Origin of the sequence: Streptomyces tubercidicus (assembly GCF_027497495.1) — a bacterium.
Classification (GTDB): Bacteria; Actinomycetota; Actinomycetes; order Streptomycetales; family Streptomycetaceae; genus Streptomyces; species Streptomyces tubercidicus.
The window spans coordinates 1,775,006-1,794,969 of the sequence record NZ_CP114205.1 but is presented as its reverse complement, the minus strand read 5'-3'; the positions used below and the strand labels follow the sequence as shown (position 1 = coordinate 1,794,969).

The window sequence follows — 19,964 nt, the reverse complement described above, 5'->3', positions numbered from 1 at the left end:
GGCGCTCAGCGCTCCAGGACCAGGGCGAGTCCCTGGCCCACGCCGATGCAGAGCGCGGCGAGGCCGGTACCCGAGCCCAGGGCGGCGAGTTGGTGGGCCACCGAGCCCGCCAGACGGGCGCCGGACGCGCCCAGCGGATGGCCGATGGCGATGGCGCCGCCGCGCGGATTCACCACCGCGGGGTCCAGTTCCGGCCACTGCCCGATACAGCCCAACGCCTGGGCCGCGAACGCCTCGTTGAGCTCGAAGGCCGCCACGTCGTCGAAGCCGCGCCCGGACCGCTCCAGCGCGCGCCGTACCGCCTCCACCGGGCCCAGCCCGAACAGCTGCGGCTCGATACCGGTCACCGCGCTCGCGCGGATACGGGCCAGCGGCTCCCGCCCGGTGGCCCGCAGTCCCTCCTCGTCGACCAGCAGCAGCGCGGCCGCACCGTCGTTGAGGGGTGAGGAGTTCCCGGCGGTGACCGTGCCTCCGGCCGGGCGGAACACCGGCTTCAGCTTGGACAGCGACTCCAGGGACGACGCCTCCCGGATCGTCTCGTCGCGCAGCAGGTCCACGTCCGGCAGCGGCACGACCTCGGCCTCGTAGGCGCCCTCTTGCCAGGCACGTACCGCCTTCTGGTGGCTGGCCAGCGCGAACACGTCCTGCTGCTCGCGGGTGATGCCGTGCTGGTCGGCGATCAGCTCGGCGCCCTCGCCCAGCGCGACCGTCCACTCCGGCCGCATCCGCGCATTGACCATCCGCCAGCCCAGCGTGGAGGAGAACATCTCCTGATGGCCCGCCGGGAAGGCGCGTTCGGGCTTGCGCAGCACATAGGGCGCACGGCTCATCGACTCCACACCGCCCGCCACCGCGATATGCGCGTCGCCGTGGGCGATGGCGCGGGCCGCCTGGATGACCGCCTCCAGACCGGACCCGCACAGCCGGTTCACGGTCACGCCGGGGACGGTCACCGGCAGCCCGGCCAGCAGCACCGCCATCCGCGCCACATTGCGGTTGTCCTCGCCCGCGCCGTTCGCGTCGCCGAAGCAGACATCGTCGATCCGCGCCGGATCGAGGTCGGGAGTGCGGTCCACCAGGGCCCGGACCACATGGGCGGCGAGGTCGTCGGGCCGTACCCCGGCCAGCGCGCCGCCGTACTTGCCGACGGGGGTCCGTACGGCATCGACGATGTACACATCCCGGACGTGTGGGTCGGTCATCAGGCGCTGTCCTCGCTGTCCCGGCTCGACGTCGGTGGGCGGTGCGAAGATCGCCGCCGCCGACCACGAGTCTTTGCCCGCCGCCGCCCGCTGTCAACGGGGCTCCCGGTCACCTTCCCCGGCCCCGTGCACCATGATCCGGTCGGAGGTGTGTCAGTGGGCTCTGAGAGAGTGGGGGCATGAGCGCAGTGCACACCCGTACGAGCAGCCACCGGCCCGGTCATGCCGTCGTCATCGGTGGCGGAATCTCCGGACTGGCGGCCGCGCACCGCCTGCTCGAAGGCGGCGCCCGGGTGACCGTCCTGGAGGCGTCCGGCCGGCTCGGCGGCAAGCTGCGCGCCGGTGCGATCGCCGGCGTCCCCGTCGATCTCGGCGCCGAATCGATGCTGGCCAGGCGCCCGGAAGCGGTGGACCTCGCGCGCGCCGTCGGGCTCGGCGACCGGCTGCAGCCGCCCGCCACGGCCACCGCGTCGCTGTGGACCCGCGGGGCGCTGCGCCCGATGCCCAAGGGACACGTCATGGGCGTCCCGGGGGACCTCGGTCCGCTTGCCGCCTCCGGGGTGATCTCGCCGGACGGGATGGCGCGGATCGCCGAGGACGAGACGCTGGAGCGGACCGAGGCCGGCGAGGATGTCGCGGTCGGCGCGTATGTCGCCGCCCGGCTCGGCCGGGAGGTCGTCGACCGGCTCGTCGAACCGCTGCTCGGCGGTGTCTACGCGGGCGACGCCTACCGCATCTCGATGCGCGCCGCCGTCCCGCAGCTCTTCGAGGCCGCCCGGTCGCAGCGCTCCCTGATCGAGGGCGTACGGGCCCTCCAGGCGCGCACCGCCGCCACCGCGCCAACGGGCGGGCCGGACCGGACCCCGCCGGTCTTCATGGGCCTCGACGGCGGGATCGGGACACTGCCGGACGCGGTCGCCGAGGCCGTCCGCCGGGCCGGCGGAGAGATCCGCCTCGGCACCCCCGTCCGGGCCCTCAACTGGTCCGCGGAGACGGGCTGGCGGCTCCGCCTCGGGGACGACCGGACGCTCGCGGCCGACGCGGTCGTGCTGGCCGCGCCCGCGGACGCCGCGGCGGGCCTGCTGCGCGACGGGTGCCCCGACGCGGCCGCCGCGCTGGACACCGTCGACTACGCCTCGATGGCGCTGGTCACCCTGGCTTTCCGCCGCGCCGACCTGGACCGGGTGCCCGGCGGCAGCGGCTTCCTCGTCCCGCCCGTCGACGGCCACCGCATCAAGGCCGCGACCTTCGCCAGCCACAAATGGGGCTGGATCGACGCCGCCGACCCCGACCTCTTCGTGCTGCGCACGTCCCTCGGCCGGTATCAGGACACCGCCGATCTCCAGCGCGAGGACTCCGAACTGGTCGACCTCTCGCTCGCCGACCTCGGCGCGGCGGTCGGCCTGACCGCCCGGCCGGTGGCGAGCACGGTCACCCGCTGGGAGGGCGGACTGCCGCAGTACGCGGTCGGCCATCTGGAGCGGGTCGCCGGGATCCGCGCGGCGGTCGCCCGGATGCCGGGGGCGCTGCGGGTGTGCGGTGCGGTCTACGACGGCGTCGGCATCCCGGCCTGTGTCGGTTCGGGGCGGCGCGCCGCGGACGAGCTCCTCGGCACCCTGACGCCGGACGCCGTCGCCGCCGAGTGAGAATGGACGACATGACAGACGCTTCCACTCCCGCTTCCGCGCCGCAGACCCCCGCGGCGCCCGAGAAGGTGCCGCACGCCGGCAAGAAGGCCAAGGACCTCAACGAGGTCATCCGCTACACCCTCTGGTCCGTGTTCAAGCTGCGCGACGTCCTCCCGGAGGACCGCGGCGGCTACGCCGACGAGGTCGAGGAGCTGTTCGCGCAGCTCGCGGCCAAGGACGTGGTGGTCCGCGGCACGTACGACGTGTCCGGTCTGCGGGCCGACGCGGACCTGATGATCTGGTGGCACTCGGAGAGCTCCGACGCCCTCCAGGAGGCGTACAACCTCTTCCGCCGGACCCGTCTCGGCCGTGCGCTGGAGCCGGTGTGGTCGAACATGGCGCTGCACCGCCCCGCCGAGTTCAACAAGTCGCACATCCCGGCCTTCCTCGCCGACGAGCAGCCGCGCGCCTATGTGAGCGTCTACCCCTTCGTGCGCTCCTACGAGTGGTACCTCCTCCCCGACGAGGACCGCCGCCGGATGCTGGCCGACCACGGCAAGATGGCCCGCGGCTTCCCGGACGTGCGCGCCAACACCGTGCCGTCCTTCTCGCTCGGCGACTACGAGTGGGTGCTGGCCTTCGAGGCCGATGAGCTGTACCGCATCGTCGACCTGATGCGTCATCTGCGCGGCTCCGAGGCGCGGATGCACGTCCGCGAGGAGATCCCGTTCTACACGGGGCGGCGCAAGCCCGTCGCCGAGCTGGTCGCGGGCCTGGCGTAACGCGGGCTGGTGTCACGCGGGCCGGGCGGTACAGCCGCGCGGCCTGCCGGGGTTCCCGGACGACAACGCACCGCGGGCCGCCCCCTCGGGGACGGCCCGCGGTGTGACGGGTCCTCGGCTACTTCCCCGGCAGTGCGTGCTGCGCCCGCATCTTCTGCTGGCCCGGCACCGGCTCCGCGCGCGGCGCGCAGTACACCCGGTGCCCCGGGACCTTCCCGTGCAGCAGATACTCCTCGGCGTACTTGTTCGCACAGGCGTTGTCGTTGAACGCGACGCCGTGGGTGCCCGCGCCGTTCTCGGTGATCAGCGAGGAGCCGGGCAGCCGCCGCTGGAGCTCCAGCGCCCCCCGGTACGGCGTCGCCGCGTCCCGCTCGGCGGCCAGCAGCAGCACCGGCGGCAGCGCACCGGGCTCCGTACGGACATCGAGCGGACCGCGCCGTCCGTGGAGCAGGTGGTCGACCTGGGTCCTGGCCAGATGACCGGCCGCATCGGCCAGGCCCTGCCCGCCGGCGGGGTGGTCGGCGCGGTGCACCGCGGCGTCGAGCTCCGCCGAGGCCGACTCCGGCCGCTCGGGCCAGTAGGCGCACGGCAGGTTCATCCAGGCGTTGTCCCAGGTCTCGAACGGGGCGATCCGGGCGACCGCGGTGTTGTCGCGGTTCCAGGTACCCCAGTCGTGCGGCCAGGGCGCGTCATTGCACTCCACGGCCGTGTAGACCGCGTTGCTGTTCTCTTCCTCTGCGACGCCGGTGGCCCGGGGCAGGGCCTGGGCGATCAGCGGCTTGGGGTTGCCGCGCAGATACGCCGAGAGCGCCTCGGCGCGCATCGGCCAGAAGGCGTCGTTGTAGCCGGTCTTGAGGAACGCCGACTGCAGCTGGCCGGGGCCGATCTTCCCGTTGAGCGGTGTGCGGCGCAGCTTGCCCACGGCCTTGTCGTAGGCGTGCTGTACCGCCTTCTTGGTCGTGCCGAGGTGGTACTGGCCGTTGTGCCGGGCGACCCAGCGCAGAAAGTCGCCCCAGCGGCGCTCGAAGGCGATGTCCTGGTCGAGGTTGTTCTGGTACCAGATCTTGCGGGGCGAGGGGTTGACGACACTGTCGAAGATCATCCGCCGTACGTGGCCGGGGAAGAGCGTCGCATAGACCGCACCGAAGTACGTCCCGTACGACGCGCCCATGAACGTCAGCTTCCTCTCGCCGAGCGCGGCCCGCAGCATGTCCAGGTCGCGGGCGTTGTTGACGGAGTTGTAGTAGGGCAGGTCCGCGCCGGCCCGGCGGACGCAGCCGCGGGCGTACTCCCTGGCCGCCGCCCGCTTCCGGCGCTTGAATTCGGCATCGGGGTGCATCCGGCTGTCGGTGGGCGCCTTGGCGAACTCCTTGGGGTTCTGGCACGACAGCGGCGCCGAACGGCCCACACCGCGGGGTGCGTAGCCCACGAAGTCATAGGCACGGGCCACCCTGCGCCACTTGGGGAGCCCCCCGTAGAGCGGGAACTCCATGCTGGACGCTCCGGGGCCGCCGGGGTTGAAGACCAGGGCGCCCTGCCGTTCGCCGCGCGCCGTGGCGCGGATCCGGCTGACGGTGAGGTGGATCTTCTTGCCGTCGGGGCGCGCGTAGTCGAGAGGAACGGTGAGTCTGCCGCACTCGACGGTCGACGGCAGATGCTCCACCGCGGCGCAGCGGCCGAATTCGATGCGGTGCGCCACGGGTGCGGGTGGCTTGGCGGCGTCCCCCGTGGCGCCGCCTGCCGGGGCAGTGGCGAGGGCGGTCACCAACAGCGACCCGATGGTGCCGTACAACGCAAGTGCTCTCACTGGCCGTCCCTTCGTGTGTGCATACAAAAGGGATAGTTGGGGCGGCGATTGTCGTTGTAAAGCACCTGGCTCCGGTGTCGGAGGCTATGCCCCGGATGAGTGGAGCGCGGCGCGCAAGGCGGGATCGGTGAGGGCGGCGGGGCCGCGGAGGGCGAGAGTGACGAGGGAAGCGGGCGTGGCAGGAGTGGCGGGGGAGTGGCGCACGTCGGGCAGTTGCCGCTCGCCCGCGGTGGTCGCCCAGTCGCTGTACGGGTGCAGCTCGAAACGGGCCACGGCCCAGGTGCCGAGGGTGAGGATCAGCGGCAGCGAGAACCACGCCGGCAGCGGCCCGCTGTCCGCACCGGCCGGTGCCATCCAGAAGGCCCCGGCGGCGGACAGCAGCACCACGAGCGCGGCGCCCTGCACCAGGCGGACGGCGCTGCCGACGCCCGGACGGACCGCGGCGGGCACCGCCAGCCCGTCGGTGACCAGCCGGTCGGCCACCTCCCGCACCGCGTCCTCGCCGACCAGGGCATCCCGTATGGCCGGTATGCGGCGCTGCCCGTCGGGGCCGATCGCCGTGAGGGCGGCACGCTCGACGGGGTCCTTGCCGACCGGGTCGACGACGGTGGCCCAGCCGGTGTCGGCGAGCAGCAGCCGTCGCTGCTGGGCCATCAGCACCAGCACCACATCGGCGAGCCGGTGCGGCCCGCCGGAGAGGTACGCCATCTCGTACAGGGTCAGGCCGCCGCCGCGGCGGCCCGCGGCGGCCGCATCCGGGACGGCGCCGGGAGCCCGCCGCGGGGCCGGACCGGAGGAGGCGCGGGCGGCGGCGACCGCCGCCCGGCAGAGCAGCGCACAGGACAGCACCGCCGCCGCACAGGCGACGAGGAGGAAAAGCAGCCACATGCCGGAGTTTTTATGCGATGTGGCGCCACAACCGCCACAAAAATCTCAGCATCCGGGCAATTGCCCGCCGGGAGTCAGCCGCCCCCGCAGCCGGAACCGCCGCCACAGCTCGACCCGCCCCCGCACGACGAGCCACCCCCACAGCTCGTACCTCCCCCGCACGACGAGCCGCCGCTGCCGCACCCCGACCCTCCACCGTCGGAGGAGCCGCACCAGGCGCCACCATCGCTCCCCGAGCCGCCACCGGACCCATCGGACGAGAAGCTGCCGGACGACGCGGAGCCGGAAGCGGAACCGCCGGCCGCCGCGGCCCGGTGCGCCTCCTCGAACTGCTGCCGCAGCAGTTCGTCCGCGAGCAGCGCCGTACCGCCGAGCGCCACCACCAGCCCCGCGGGCTGCCAGGCCCCGCCCGCGCCCCCTGGTGTGTGCGCCGCCTTCGCGGTGTTCAGGGCGAACGACCCCGCCTTGGTGATCCGGCGGGCGAACGCCTCCCGGCACAGCCAGGCCACGATCAGACCGCCGACCACCGCGGGCAAGGTCGCGAGGAAGGGCGGCACAGCGGCCCCGTCCGCCCCGGCGACCGAGACCAGCACACCGACGAAGAAGAGCACCCCGCACGCCGCCATCTGGACGCCCGCCCACCGGCGCCAAGCCCGGCCCGGCCCCGGACGGCGCAGCAGACCGCGGGCCGCCAGCCGGTCGCCGACGCCCTGGACCGCCGGGCTGCGCATCGCCGTCGCCCGGAGCGTGGCGAGCGCCCCGCCCGGCGTGCCGGTGATCGCGTCCAGGACGGCCGCCTCGACCGCGTCCCGGGCAAGGGCCTGGCGTACGGTCACCACCCCCGGGCCGCCCACGGCCAGCCGGCCGTCCTCGTGCATCCCGGCGAGCGCCGCGTCCACCACCCGTCCCGGCCCGCCCGCGAGGAACGCCATCTCCCACACGTCCTGGGCCAGGGCCTCCGTCCGCCGGGCGGCCGCGGGGCGCAGACGTACCAGGACCACGCCGAGGACCAGCAGCAGCGACGAGGCACCGATCCCCGCGTACACCGCCTGGGAGTAGGTCATCGTGCTCACCCCCGGCGCCGGAGGAGCCGCAGGGCGCCTGCCAGCAGCCGGGCCGCGGGCCGCTCGGACGGCGGCGTCGGGCCCGCGCGGTCCCGCCACCAGCGCGTCAACTGCCGCCGCGCGGCCGGGTCCTCGGGCCGCCCCTGGGCCAGCAGATACGCCGCGAAGTCCAGGGCGTCCTGGCGGTAGCCACCGCTCATGGGCCGGTTCCTGGCATGCTCCGCGAACGCGGCCCGGTAGTCCGCGCCGAGGATCTCGGGCAGTTCGGGCGCGACCTTGGCGACCACATCGGCCCGCTTGGCGGCCAGCGCCCGGCTCTGCACCCGCAACCGGCTGTGGTCGAAGCCCTCGGGGACGGGCGTCCCGGCGACCAGCGCGGACAGCAGCGCGGTCTGCGCCAGGGCGAGGCGTTGACGGGCGGCGTGGGTGGTGGTGTCCGTGACGGGCGGGGTCTCCGTCGCCGACGGCGCGTCCGGGACCGCCTCAAGCCGCCCGGTCATGGCGGGCCTCCTTCAGCACGGCGCGTATCGCGTCGAGTTCACCGGCCAGTTCCCCGCCCTCGGGGAAGTCGTCGTCCCGCTCCAGCAGCACCCCGGGCGGGGTGACCCGGGCACACAGCTCGGCGAGCACATCCAGCACGGGCTGGGTCACCGGGTGGGCATGGCTGTCGTGCCACACCCCGTCCCGCTCCACCCCGCCCGCGACATGGACGTAGGCGAGGGCCTCGACCGGCAGCTCGTCGAGGGCGGTCGCCGGGTCCTCGCCCCGGTTGATGTGGTTCGTGTGCAGGTTGGCGACATCGATCAGCAGTCGCACCCCGGTCCGCTCGACGAGCTCGGCCAGGAACTGCCCCTCGGTCATCTCCTCGCCCGGCCAGTTGATGAGCGCGGCGATGTTCTCCAGTGCCAGCGGCACCGGCAGGGCGTCCTGGGCGATCCGTACGTTCTCGCACAGCACGTCCAGGGCGTCATGGGTACGTGGTACCGGCAGCAGATGCCCGGCCTCCATACGGGGCGAGGCGGTGAGCGGCCCGCCCGCCCGGACGAAGGCGATGTGCTCGGTGACCAGCGGGGCGCCGAGCGCCTCGGCACGCTCGGCGAGCGCCGTCAGCCGACCGGGGTCCGGGCGGTCGGCACCCCCGAGGCCGAGCGAGACCCCGTGCGGAATCACGGTCGTGCCGCGCTCGCGCAACTCCCCCAGGGCGTCGGGCAGATGGCCCGGACAGACGTTCTCCGCCACCACCTCCACCCAGTCCACCCCGGGCAGCTCCGCGATCTCCGCGGCGATCTCCGGCCGCCAGCCGATTCCGGTACCCAGCCGTTCCATGGGCTCCCCCTTTCGCTCCGTGGTGTCCGTACTCATGCCGCACCAGGCCGGGCCGAACCCTGCACCGGCCGACTTCAGAGGTTGATTTGAGCTTCACCGCCGGTTGCGCCGGGGCGCGCGGCGGCGCCCCATCAGCCGGTATACGGCAGGGCCCTCCGCGCTCAGCCCGTCTGCGGCAACGCCCGCCGCAGCGCGGGATGGTCGGCCACGACGGTGCAGGAGCCCGGCGCGACCTCCGTGAACCCGGCATCCCGCACCACCGGCAGACCGCTGCGGGTGAGTGCGTCCCACTCCACGCGCCCGGCGGACCGTACGGACAGCGGGAACCCGGCCGCGCGCCAGGCCGCCCGCTCCTGCTCGGACAGCTCCCACCACGCCAACTGCGCGCCGTGTCCGGCCTGCGCCATTTCCTTGCCCGCCGACATCTCCAGCTCGGGGTTGAACCACAGCACCGGGCCGTCGGCGGGGGCCCCGGGCGGCTGCGGATCGTCCAGCTCCGTGCCCGAGACCTGGAGCCGCGCCAGGTCCTTCGGCCAGCCGTCCAGTGGCACCGGCGGGAAGACCCGTACCTCGGCCTCGCGGCCGGTGACCGTGATGCCCGGGAGCGCCGTCGCCCGCCGCCACTCCGCGCGGCGCGCCCGCCGGACCACCTTCCGGATCCGGGCGTCCTGCCAGTCCCTTACCGCCGCGGCCCACTCGCCGTCCCCGGCCGAGCGCTCGTCGGACAGCAGCACCAGCACCGCCCGTGCGGCCGTCTCCAGCGCGTCCGTACGCGCCGGTGGTGCCTCCCGCTCGATCCGTACGACGAGCGGCAGCACGAACTCCGGTGCCGCGTCGCGGTCGGTTTCTGCGTGCTCGACGGGGCCGGTGGCGCTGTTGTCGGACGGGTCGGTGGTCTCGGTGCTGGTCACCTGCTCAGTCTGCCAGTCACCACCGACAACGCCCCCGGCCCGCCCTCGCGCCGCTCCCGCCTCCCCGCCCCCATCCGGCAGCGGCGAGCGTCAACCCCGCCCGCCCGGCGCGAGGTTGGGGCGCGTACGGCCCGGGGAGAACGCGCCCCTGGGCAGGCACCGGGCGCCCGCTCCGGCTACCGTCGGGGGCGGCGGAGCGGCGGGACCGCCAGGAGGCAGCGGAGGTGCCGGAACGTATGAGGCTGGACGGGGTGGGGCGGCGGTACGGGGTGCGCGGCCCCTGGGTGCTGCGGGAGGTGGATCTCGATGTGCCCCCGCGTGCGCTGCTGCGCGTCGAGGGGACCAATGGCAGTGGGAAATCCACCTTGCTGCGGCTGCTCGCCGGAATCGACCGGCCCAGCACCGGACGGATCACCGGCCGCCCGCGCACCGCCTATGTGCCCGAACGCTTCCCGGTCGCCCTCCCCTTCACCGCCGTCGGCTACCTCACCCACCTCGGCCGCATCCACGGTCTGCCCGGCCCCGAAGCGGCCCGCAGCGCCACCGAGTGGCTCGAACGCTTCGGGGCGGCCGGGCATGCGCGGACCCCGCTGGCCGAGCTGTCCAAGGGGACCAGCCAGAAGGTCGCGGTCGCCCAGGCGCTGCTGGCCGAGCCCGAACTGCTGGTGCTGGACGAGGCATGGACCGGTCTGGACGGCGGCGCGCGCGAGGTGCTCGACCGTGCGGTCGCCGAACGGGTCGCGGACGGCGGCACCGTCGTGTTCGTCGACCACGACCCGCAGCGGCTGGCGGGCGCCGCCGACGCGCGCTACCGGGTCGCGGACGGACGACTGCTGCCCCATGAGGAGAGCGGCCCGGCGGCGGGTACGACGGCCACGGCCGGTCCCCGCGTGCTGATCGAGGCCGAGGGCGCACCGGGGAGCCTGCCGCTCACTGGAGCGCCGCAGCTGCCCGGTGGGCCGGAGATCACGCCCGGTCCGGACGGGACGACCCGGCTGACGGTGCCGGCCGTCCACTCCGACGCCCTGCTGCGCGCCCTGCTCACCGCCCGTCCGCCCTGGCACATCCGCTCGGTCACCGCTGTCGTACGGCCGGGGGAGGCCCTCGGGACCACTGCCCTTGGTGCCGACGAGGCCCCCGGGACCACTGCCCTTCGTACCGACGAGGCCCCCGGGACCACCGCCGTTGGCGCCGACGAGGCCCCCGACACCCTCCCCGCCGCCGCACGGCCGCACGAAGCCCCCGGGACCCGTGCCGACGACGCCCCCGCACCCCACGAGGACTCCCGCCCGTGATCGCTCTCCTCCGCTACCAGACAGCCCTGCTCATCGGCTCGCACCGCTGGCTGCCGCCGGTCATCCTCTACGCAGCCTGGCTGGCCATCAGCGTCCGCGGCGGCGACCCGCTGCTCGACGGGCTCGGCTATGCCGCCGGCGGGCTGCTGCCGGCCGCCGTATGGCTCACCCGGACCTGTGTCACCAACGAGCCGTCGGCCGCCCGTAATTGCGCCGCGGCCGCCGCCGGGCCCGGACGGGCGCACCTCGCCGCCGTACTGACCGCGGCCGGCACCGCGCTGCTGCTGGCACTCGTCGGCACGGCGCTGGTCGTCCTGGTGTCGGACCCGCGCTCCACCGGCCACCAGGTGGCCGTTCCGGTCCTGCCCGCGGCCTTCGCCGGGCTGCTCGCCGCGCTGGTGTGCCTGCTGATGGGCACCGCCCTCGGCGCCCTGAGCAACTGGCCGGTGCTGCGCAGCACCGGCTGGAGCATCCCGACGGGCCTGGTCGCCGCCCTGCTGCTGTTGGTGCTCGGCGCCTCGCCCGCCAACGCCGCCGTATCGGGACTGGTCACCGGCTCCCTCCACGGGACGATCAGCATCCCCTGGCTGCCGCTCATCGCCACCCTTTTGATCGCGGCCGCGGCGACCGCGGTGGCGTGCGCCCTCAGTTCACGGCGGGGGTGAAGGGGACGCGGCCGGATGCCGCTCCGGCCACGGGGCCGCACCCGGCACGACCGTCAGCGCCCCCGGCGGGCGTTGAGCCGGGCGGCCTGACGCGTGAGGTAGTCGCGCTCGGCGAGGTTGGGCGCCTTGTGGGCCGCCTCGGCGTACAGCCGTGCCGCCGTCGTCAGGTCGCCGTCCCGCTCGTGGAGGTACGCCGCCACCGCGGTGTGGCGGGGCAGGGTGTCCTGCAGCTCCGCGAGCGCCGCCAGCCCGGCGCGCGGTCCGTCGGCCTCGCCGACGGCCACCGCACGGTTGAGCCGGACGACCGGGCTGTCGGTCAGGCGCGCGAGCTCGTCGTACCACTCGACGATCTGCACCCAGTCCGTCTCCTCGGCGGTGGGCGCGTCGGCGTGCAGCGCCGCGATGGCGGCCTGCGCCTGGTACTCGCCCAGCCGGTCGCGGGCGAGGGCCGTCTGCAGGATCTCCACGCCCTCGGCGATCGACGCGGTGTCCCACCGGCTGCGGTCCTGCTCGGCGAGCGGCACCAGGCTGCCGTCGGGCGCCGTACGGGTGGCGCGCCGGGCATGGTGAAGCAGTATGAGCGCGAGCAGACCCGCCACCTCGGGGTGGTCGATCGCGGCCGCGAGCTGCCGGGTGAGCCGGATGGCCTCGGCGGCGAGGTCGACGTCGCCGGAGTAGCCCTCGTTGAAGACCAGGTAGAGGACGCGCAGCACGGTGGCGACATCACCGGGCCGGTCGAAAGGCACGCCGGAGACGGTGCGCTTGGCGCGGCTGATGCGCTGCGCCATGGTCGCCTCGGGCACCAGGTACGCCTGGGCGATCTGGCGGGTGGTCAGCCCGCCCACGGCGCGCAGCGTCAGCGCTACCGCGGACGACGGCGTCAGCGACGGATGGGCGCACAGGAAGTAGAGCTGGAGCGTGTCGTCCACCGTGGGCGCCGGGCCGGGCGGCGGCTCCTCGTCGAGGAGGCCCTCACGCCGGCGGCGGGCGGCATCCGCCCGGGTCGCGTCGAGGAACCGGCGCCAGGCCACGGTGACCAGCCAACCCTTCGGGTCCCGCGGAGGGGCGTCCGGCCAGACCCGGACCGCCTCGATCAGCGCGTCCTGGACGGCGTCCTCGGCCGCCGCGAAGTCGACTCCGCGGCGGACGAGGATCCCGAGCACGCTCGGCGTGAGGCTCCGGAGCAGGGCCTCATCCATCGGTGAGGTCACTCCGTGATGGTGGGCGGCTCGGTCAGGAACGGGCGCAGCTCAAGCCATTCGTGGATCGGCTTCCCGCCCGCCCCGGGGGCCGCCGACAGCTCCCCGGCCAGCTCGACGGCGCGCTCGTAGCTGTCGACGTCGATCACCATCCCGCCGGCGATGAGGTCCTTGGTCTCGGCGAACGGGCCGTCGGTGACCGGCGGCCGCCCCTCACCGTCGTACCGGACGAACGTCCCCTCGGGGGCGAGTGCATGAGCGAAGACGAACTCGCCGGTCTCTTCGAGCCGGGCCGCGAAGTCGTGCATGTACTGCACGTGCGCCGAGATCTCCTCCGGCGTCCACTGGTCCATGGGCACGTCGTTGACCGCAGCCGGAGCGCCTCGGTAGTGCTTGAGCAGCAAGTACTTGGCCATGATGTCTCTCCTCGGTGCTGGTGCGACCATTTTGGTCACGTTCACCTCGGGGACGGAGCCGGTTGCGGGTTCTCGACATGGCCGCACACATTTTTTCTCGGGTCTTGTGGACGGGGCTGGGGGAGGCGTCCCGTGGCGTGCGGGGGCGGGGGGCGGCTGAATCGGCGCGGCCGAACCGACGGGGCTGAATCGGCGCGGCCGAACCGACGGAGCCGAACCGGCGCGGCCGAACCGGCGCGGCCGAACCGGCCCCGCAGGCTCTCCCCCGCCCCCTCCCCCTCTCCCCCTTCGGGGGAGGGGGCGGGGGGTGGGTTCGGGGGTGGGGGGAGCGGAGGTACCTCGACGCGGAGCGGCCCGCCCTCAGTGCCCCCAGGGACCGGTCACCGCGAACGTCGTCCCCGGTGTGTAGCAGTTGACGTACATCGTCCGGTGGCCGGGCGAGAAGGTCACGCCGGCGAACTCGCCCCACTCCGGCTTCTGCGGGGTGCCGATGTTCTGGCGGCCGCGCGCCATCGGGTACACCTCGCCGCGCCGGGTGAGCCCGAAGACATGCTGGGCGCCGTCGCCGTCCTCGCAGACCATGAGGCCGCCGCTGGGGGCGAGGCAGATGTTGTCGGGGGATTCGCCGGGCAGCTGGAGATCGGTGTCCGGGCCGAAGACGACGACCTGGGTGAGCCGCCGCCGCTTCGGGTCGTACTTCCAGACCTGTCCGTAGTGGTCGGCCGCCGAACCGTCCTTGCGGTGCGCGAAGCTGGAGATGAAGTAGACGCAGGAGCCGCCCCAGTAGCAGCCCTCCAGCTTCTGGGCGTGGGTGATGCCCTGGGGGCCGAAGTCCTGGAAGCGGATCGGGGTCTCGCGGGCGAGCGGGTCCGGCACATCCACCCAGGTGACGTGGTCGAAGGTGGCGCCGGGGTCCTGGATGGTGGAGAGGTCGGGCACACCGGGGACACGCAGCGCCTGGAGGCGGCCGCCGGCCCGGAGGGAACCGCGTCCACCCATGGGCTTCTCGGGCAGAAAGCGGTAGAAGAGGCCGAACGGCTTCTCGAAGGCGTCCTCGGTCTCGTAGACGGTGCCGGTGCCGGGGTCCACGGCGATCGCCTCGTGCTGGAAGCGGCCCATCGCGGTCAGCGGGACGGCTCCGGTGCGCCGCGGGTCGTAGGGGTCGACCTCGAAGATGAAACCGTGGTCCTTGGTGTAGTTCTCCTCACCGGCCCGGAATTCGGTTTCCTCGCAGGTCAGCCAGGTGTTCCAGGGGGTGGGTCCGCCCGCGCAGTTGGTGGAGGTGCCGGCGATGGCGACCCGTTCCGAGAGCACCTTGTTGTCCCGGTCCAGTTCGAGGGCCGTACAGCCGCCCTCGCCACCGGGGTCGTAGGTCAGATCGCGGACCCGGGGGACGGCCTGGCGGGAGTGCGTACGGTTCTCGTGGTTGCGGACCAGGTAGGTGCCGCCGCGGCGGCCGGGGAAGGCGGACATGCCGTCACAGTTGCTGGGGACCTTGCCCTCGCCCGAGCGCAGCGGGTCGCCCTCCCGGGACAGGACCCGGTAGCGGAAGCCCCGGGGGAGGTCGAGCAGACCGGCCGGGTCGGGGACCAGCGGGCCGTAGCCGCGCTGTCCCATGCTCTGGGCGGTCGCGGTTCCCGCGAAGAGCTCCGTGAGGCTTCCGGAGAAGGCGATTCCCGCCCCCAGCGCACCGGTTCGGGCCAGGATCTGACGTCGTGTCGCGGACATGGGCAACTCCCTGTTGGCGGACAGGTGACGTGACCCGCTTGTGTGTACCACGCGGCCGGGCCGCCGGGAACCAGCCGACGGACATCAACCGGGTGTCGCCGCCGGCCCGCCTCCTACCGCGCGCCGGTCACCCACCCCGTGCCGCCGCCCCGGCTACCGCCCGCCGTCCACCAGGCCGCCCGCGTCGCGTGCCAGCGCCGTCAGCCGGGAGATCGCCCGGTAGTACTTCTTGCGGTAGCCGCCGTCCAGCATCTCGTCGCTGAACAGCTCGTCGAAGGGCTTGCCGGAGGTGAGCACCGGCACCTCGCGGTCGTAGAGCCGGTCCGCGAGGACGACCAGCCGCAGTGCCGTGGACTGGTCGGGCACCGCCTGGACATCGGTGAGGCAGACCGCCTCGATGCCGTCGCACATGGCGCCGTAGCGGCTGGGGTGGACCTTGGACAGATGGTCCAGCAGGGAGGGGAAGTCGTCGAGCGAGGCGCCCGGGGTGCGGTAGGCCGTGCGCGTGACGGTCTCGTCGTCGTACGGCGCGGGCGCCTCGGGCAGACCGCGGTGACGGTAGTCCTCGCCGTCGATGCGCAGCGGACGGAAGTGGGCGCTGAGCCCCTGGATCTCGCGCAGGAAGTCGGCGGCGGCGAACCGGCCCTCGCCGAGCTTGCCGGGGAGGGTGTTCGAGGTGGCGGCCAGCGCCACCCCGGCGTCCACCAGCTTGCCGAGCAGGGTGGAGACCAGGACCGTGTCGCCGGGGTCGTCGAGCTCGAACTCGTCGATGCACAGCAGTTTGTGGTCGCCGAGTGTGCGGACGGTCTGCTGGAAGCCGAGCGCGCCGACGAGGTTGGTCAGCTCGACGAAGGTGCCGAAAGCCTTGCGCTCGGCCGGGGCGGGGGTGGCGTGCCACAGGGAGGCGAGCAGATGAGTCTTGCCGACGCCGTAGCCGCCGTCCAGATAGACCCCGCGCGGGCCCTGGGGGGCCGCAGGCTTCCTGGCGAACCAGCGCCGCTTGCCCGCGCCCGTCCGCCCGGCGTCGAGGCCGTCCGCGAAGTCGCTCAGGACCTGTACGGCCTCGGCCTGGCTGGGCTGCTTCGGGTCCGGGATGTAGGTGTCGAAGCGGGCGCCCTGGAAACGCGGCGGCGGCACCATCTCGGCGACCAGGCGGTCGGCCGGGACGTGCGGGGCGCGGGCGGTCAGCGCGGCGGGCACCGCGTCGTCCCCGTCGGCCGGCGGTCCGGCTGTCGGGTCGGGCTGCGGGGAGGAGGGCTGGGAAGGCGACACAGCCGTCCAGCCTATCTCGTATGCGGTACCCGCCGGTCCGCCGGGCGAGGCATGTCACACTGCCGCCATGCGACGCCTGTACCCGCTCCCCGCCCCACCCGTAACGGCCCCTGACCTCGATGGCAGGGGGACCGGGACGGCCGACGTCACGGACCGCGAGTGGTCGCTGGACGAGCTGGCCGAGGCGTACGCGTACCCGGCGGCGGACGATCCGGCGCGCTCCGGGCGCACCGGCTGGCTGCGGGCGAACATGGTGTCCTCCCTGGACGGCGCGGCCCATCACGAGGGCCGCTCGCAGCCGCTGTCCGGCGCGGCCGACATGCGGATCTTCGGGGTGCTGCGGGCGCTCGCGGACGCCGTGGTGGTGGGGGCGGAGACGGTGCGGCAGGAGGGCTACCGGCCGGCACGGGCCCGGGAGGCGTTCGCCGCCCGCCGGGCCGCCGCCGGGCAGGGCCCGGCCCCGGCCATCGTCGTGGTGACCGCCGGTCTCGGGCTGGACTTCACCCTGCCCCTGTTCACCGAGCCGCTGGTGCCCACCGTGGTGCTGACCGGTGCGGGGGCCCCGGCGGACCGGGTGGCCGAGGCCCGTGCGGCGGGCGCGGAGGTGCTGTTCGCCGGTGAGGGGCTGGGCGTCGACCCGGCCCGGGTGGCCGGGGTGCTGGCCGGGCGGGGCCACCACAGGCTGCTGACGGAGGGCGGGCCGAGGCTGCTGGGGCAGCTGGTGGCGGCCGGTGCGCTGGACGAGATGTGTCTGTCGCTGGCGCCGGTGGCCGCGGTGGGCGACGCGCCGAGGATCATGAACGGTCCCGCGGTCGCGGTGCCGGAGCGGTTCGCCCTGGCGTCGGTGTTGGAAGAGGCCGGGTTCCTGTTCACTCGCTACCGTCGGTCCTGACAATCAGCGGAACTATCTGTTCCGCTTAGCTTCGGTTGGGCACACTAAAAGCCAACAGGTCCCGTGTGGCGACGGGGCAGGATGGTGTCTGTCGGGCTCCGTGCCATGCGGCGCCCCGAAGAGAAGAAGGGCGTCCGTCGTGTTCACGAGCGTATTGATGATCGAGAAGCCTCTGACGCCCGCCGATGTGGAGTTTGTGACCACGCTGCACGGCGATGACCGGATCTCGTTCATCGTGCTCATGCAGCCGCGCGGTAAGCAGGACGTGCTGCTGCGGGCCATCGACGATGTCGCCCTCGGCGAGTTCGACGACGCCGTACGGGAGGCCGAGGAGCCGGGCGGCGCCCAGGCCGAGGCCCCCGCCGAGTTCGCCCTGGCGCACACCCTGCAGGCGCTGCGGGACGCAGGTTCGGAGGCCGTCGGGCAGGTGGTCGAGGACAAGCCGCTGGACCTGCTGCGGTCCATCGTCGACGAGACCGGCGCGGACGAGGTGATCGTGCTGACCACCCCGCACTTCGTCGAGGAGTTCTTCCACCGTGACTGGGCCTCCCGCGCCCGCCACAAGGTCGGCGTCCCGGTCCTCAAACTCTTCTCGCACGCGCCGGACGACCAGCCCCAGGACACCACGGGCGGCTGAGGGGCCGCCGGGCCGGGCGGCCGTGCGGGCACCTGCCGGGCCCCGGCCGGGGTCCGCGGACGGGTTCTGTCGGTGCCGGGTGCGAGAATCATCCCCAGCACCACCGCACGACCCGCACCACCGCTCGCGATGATCGACGATCAGGGAGACCCACCCATGGCACCCGCCATCCCAGCCTCGATGGACCGGCCGCACTTCATCGGCATCGGCGGAGCCGGTATGTCGGGCATCGCCAAGATCCTTGCGCAGCGCGGCGCCCGGGTGGCCGGCAGTGACGCCAAGGATTCCGCGACCGCCCAGGCCCTGCGCGCCAGCGGCGCCACGGTCCACATCGGCCACGCCGCCGATCATCTCGCCGAGGACGCCACCAGCGTCGTCGTCTCCTCCGCGATCCGCGCCGACAACCCCGAGCTGGCCGCCGCCCATGAGCGCGGCATCCCCGTCGTGCACCGCTCCGACGCCCTCGCCTCCCTCATGGACGGCCTGCGCCCCATCGCCGTGGCGGGCACCCACGGCAAGACGACGACGACCTCCATGCTCGCCGTCTCCCTCGGCGCCCTCGGCGTCGCGCCGTCCTACGCCATCGGCGGGGATCTCGACGCCCCGGGCTCCAACGCCGAGCACGGCACCGGCGAGATCTTCGTCGCCGAGGCCGACGAGAGCGACCGCAGCTTCCACAAGTACGCCCCCGAGGTCGCCATCATCCTCAACGTGGAGCTGGACCACCACGCCAACTACGCCTCGATGGACGAGATCTACGAGTCCTTCGAGACCTTCGTCGGCCGCATCCGCCCCGGCGGCACCCTGGTCATCGCCGCCGACCACCCCGGCGCCCGTGAGCTGACCGAGCGGATCGCCGGCCGCCATGACATCGAGATCGTCACCTACGGCGAGTCCGAGGACGCCGACGTCCGCATCCTCAAGGTCAACCCCCGCGGCCTGACCAGCGATGTCACCGTCACCCTGACCAGCGGCAAGATCCTCACCTTCACGGTCTCCGTCCCGGGCCGGCACTACGCCCACAACGCCGTCGCCGCGCTGGCCGCCGGAGTCGCCCTGGGCCTCCCGCCGCACAATCTCGCCTCCGCGCTCGGCAAGTACACCGGCGTCAAGCGCCGCCTCCAGCTCATGGGCGAGGCGGCCGGTGTGCAGGTCATCGACTCCTACGCACACCACCCCACGGAGATGACCGCCGACCTGGAAGCCATCCGCGGCGCCGCCGAGGGCGCCCGCGTCCTGGTCGTCTTCCAGCCGCACCTCTTCTCCCGCACCCAGGAGCTGGGCACGGAGATGGGCCAGGCGCTCGCCCTCGCCGACGCCTCCGTCGTGCTGGACATCTACCCGGCCCGTGAGGACCCGATCCCGGGCGTCACCAGCGCCCTGATCATCGACGCCGCGCGCGCCGCGGGCGCCGATGTCACCCCCGAAAGCGACCAGGCCGCCGTCCCGGAGGTCATCGCCGGAATGGCGAAGCCCGGTGACCTTGTTCTCACCATGGGTGCGGGCGATGTGACCGACCTCGGCCCCGCCCTGCTGTCCCGCCTGGGCAGCTGAGCTGAGGAGAACCCAAGATGCCGTACGAGATCGACAAGCCCGACGAGCAGTGGCGTGCCGAGCTGAGCCCCGCGGAGTACCAGGTGCTCCGCCAGGCCGGCACCGAGCCCGCCTTCGTCGGCGAATACACCGACACCACGACCGAGGGCGTCTACTCCTGCCGGGCCTGCGGTGCCGAGCTCTTCCGCTCCGGCACCAAGTTCGCGAGCCACTGCGGCTGGCCGAGCTTCTACGACCCCAAGGACACCGACGCCGTCGAGCTCATCGAGGACCGCTCGCACGGCATGGTGCGCACCGAAGTACGGTGCGCCCGCTGCGGCTCGCATCTCGGGCACGTCTTCGAGGGCGAGGGCTATCCCACCCCCACCGACCAGCGGTACTGCATCAACTCGATCTCGCTGCGGCTGACCCCCGACGAGGACTGAGAGCGCTGATCGACACGGCCGGCTGACGCGTTCCCGCAGCCACCTCCGGCAGCTTCCCAGGTCGGTCGGCCTCGGGGAGTCGCCGGGAGGCGCCGCCGTGAATACCATGGATTCGGACAAGTTTCCGGTCGGTGCGGCGAGGCCGCAAAGGAGCATCTCACTCCGGCCGGAGGACGGGATCACTCCGGTGGATCGCCGAACTGCCGGGTCTGGTATGTGCTGCTGAGAGACGCTCGCGATCCTTGGCGCGATTTCATCCTCTTCTGCCCCGCC

The 19,964-nt window shown here is 73.6% G+C and carries 17 protein-coding genes and 1 pseudogene; 8 read left to right on the top strand and 10 right to left on the bottom strand.

Features of this window, described 5'->3' with window-relative positions; genetic code table 11:
- Window positions 1–5: 5 nt before the first annotated feature.
- Window positions 6–1,202 carry a thiolase family protein gene (locus STRTU_RS07720; protein WP_159742861.1) on the bottom strand — a complete coding sequence of 399 codons (1,197 nt, stop codon included), beginning with the start codon at window positions 1,200–1,202 and terminating at the stop codon, window positions 6–8.
- Window positions 1,203–1,381: 179 nt separating this feature from the next.
- Between STRTU_RS07720 and hemG the strand changes: the two genes are divergently transcribed.
- A complete protein-coding gene (hemG, locus tag STRTU_RS07715) occupies window positions 1,382–2,848 on the top strand; it encodes a protoporphyrinogen oxidase (RefSeq protein ID WP_159742860.1) in 1,467 nt (488 codons plus the stop codon).
- Between the two features lie 2 nt (window positions 2,849–2,850).
- Complete coding sequence (gene hemQ, locus STRTU_RS07710; protein WP_371873569.1) at window positions 2,851–3,612, top strand: hydrogen peroxide-dependent heme synthase; 762 nt, start codon at window positions 2,851–2,853, stop codon at window positions 3,610–3,612.
- 118 nt (window positions 3,613–3,730) lie between these two features.
- Here the strand turns inward: hemQ and STRTU_RS07705 are convergent, their stop codons facing one another.
- The 5 genes and pseudogenes from STRTU_RS07705 to STRTU_RS07685 form a co-directional block, all read right to left on the bottom strand.
- Window positions 3,731–5,419, bottom strand: a complete 1,689-nt coding sequence (locus STRTU_RS07705) for an alpha/beta hydrolase (RefSeq protein ID WP_246240223.1) — start codon at window positions 5,417–5,419, stop codon at window positions 3,731–3,733.
- 84 nt (window positions 5,420–5,503) lie between these two features.
- Complete coding sequence (locus STRTU_RS07700; RefSeq protein ID WP_159742858.1) at window positions 5,504–6,307, bottom strand: TIGR04222 domain-containing membrane protein; 804 nt, start codon at window positions 6,305–6,307, stop codon at window positions 5,504–5,506.
- A gap of 74 nt (window positions 6,308–6,381) precedes the next feature.
- Window positions 6,382–7,371, bottom strand: a complete 990-nt coding sequence (locus tag STRTU_RS07695; RefSeq protein ID WP_159742857.1) for a TIGR04222 domain-containing membrane protein — start codon at window positions 7,369–7,371, stop codon at window positions 6,382–6,384.
- Window positions 7,372–7,376: 5 nt separating this feature from the next.
- Window positions 7,377–8,697: pseudogene (locus tag STRTU_RS07690) on the bottom strand (MbnB/TglH/ChrH family RiPP precursor modification enzyme).
- Window positions 8,698–8,858: 161 nt separating this feature from the next.
- Complete coding sequence (locus STRTU_RS07685; RefSeq protein WP_159742856.1) at window positions 8,859–9,608, bottom strand: aminoacyl-tRNA hydrolase; 750 nt, start codon at window positions 9,606–9,608, stop codon at window positions 8,859–8,861.
- 236 nt (window positions 9,609–9,844) lie between these two features.
- Between STRTU_RS07685 and STRTU_RS07680 the strand changes: the two genes are divergently transcribed.
- Together STRTU_RS07680 and STRTU_RS07675 are read left to right on the top strand one after the other, a co-directional pair.
- Window positions 9,845–10,903 (top strand): ATP-binding cassette domain-containing protein, encoded by a 1,059-nt coding sequence (locus tag STRTU_RS07680; RefSeq protein WP_246241344.1) that lies wholly within the window; start codon window positions 9,845–9,847, stop codon window positions 10,901–10,903.
- Window positions 10,900–11,568 carry an ABC transporter gene (locus STRTU_RS07675; RefSeq protein ID WP_246240220.1) on the top strand — a complete coding sequence of 223 codons (669 nt, stop codon included), beginning with the start codon at window positions 10,900–10,902 and terminating at the stop codon, window positions 11,566–11,568. The genes STRTU_RS07680 and STRTU_RS07675 overlap by 4 nt, the downstream gene beginning before the upstream one ends.
- Before the next feature lie 53 nt (window positions 11,569–11,621).
- Here the strand turns inward: STRTU_RS07675 and STRTU_RS07670 are convergent, their stop codons facing one another.
- The 4 genes from STRTU_RS07670 to zapE form a co-directional block, all read right to left on the bottom strand.
- Window positions 11,622–12,767 (bottom strand): RNA polymerase sigma factor, encoded by a 1,146-nt coding sequence (locus STRTU_RS07670; RefSeq protein WP_159746764.1) that lies wholly within the window; start codon window positions 12,765–12,767, stop codon window positions 11,622–11,624.
- 8 nt (window positions 12,768–12,775) lie between these two features.
- Entirely contained in the window at window positions 12,776–13,183 is a 408-nt protein-coding gene (locus STRTU_RS07665) for a YciI family protein (protein WP_159742855.1), read from the bottom strand.
- A 360-nt stretch (window positions 13,184–13,543) separates the two neighbouring features.
- Window positions 13,544–14,911: an alkaline phosphatase PhoX gene (locus STRTU_RS07660; protein WP_159742854.1), complete on the bottom strand. Its 1,368-nt coding sequence runs from the start codon at window positions 14,909–14,911 to the stop codon at window positions 13,544–13,546.
- A gap of 153 nt (window positions 14,912–15,064) precedes the next feature.
- A complete protein-coding gene (zapE, locus tag STRTU_RS07655) occupies window positions 15,065–16,183 on the bottom strand; it encodes a cell division protein ZapE (protein ID WP_159742853.1) in 1,119 nt (372 codons plus the stop codon).
- Window positions 16,184–16,250: 67 nt separating this feature from the next.
- On the opposite strand from zapE, the gene STRTU_RS07650 reads away from it, so the two are divergent.
- The 4 genes from STRTU_RS07650 to msrB all read left to right on the top strand — a co-directional run bounded on the left by STRTU_RS07650 (window position 16,251) and on the right by msrB (window position 19,691).
- On the top strand, window positions 16,251–17,075 hold the full coding sequence (locus tag STRTU_RS07650) for a pyrimidine reductase family protein (RefSeq protein ID WP_159742852.1): 825 nt from the start codon (window positions 16,251–16,253) through the stop codon (window positions 17,073–17,075).
- A 139-nt stretch (window positions 17,076–17,214) separates the two neighbouring features.
- Window positions 17,215–17,712 carry an indole-3-glycerol phosphate synthase gene (locus STRTU_RS07645; protein WP_159742851.1) on the top strand — a complete coding sequence of 166 codons (498 nt, stop codon included), beginning with the start codon at window positions 17,215–17,217 and terminating at the stop codon, window positions 17,710–17,712.
- A 156-nt stretch (window positions 17,713–17,868) separates the two neighbouring features.
- On the top strand, window positions 17,869–19,266 hold the full coding sequence (murC, locus tag STRTU_RS07640) for a UDP-N-acetylmuramate--L-alanine ligase (protein WP_159742850.1): 1,398 nt from the start codon (window positions 17,869–17,871) through the stop codon (window positions 19,264–19,266).
- 17 nt (window positions 19,267–19,283) lie between these two features.
- Window positions 19,284–19,691, top strand: a complete 408-nt coding sequence (gene msrB / locus STRTU_RS07635) for a peptide-methionine (R)-S-oxide reductase MsrB (protein ID WP_159742849.1) — start codon at window positions 19,284–19,286, stop codon at window positions 19,689–19,691.
- Window positions 19,692–19,964: the final 273 nt, after the last annotated feature.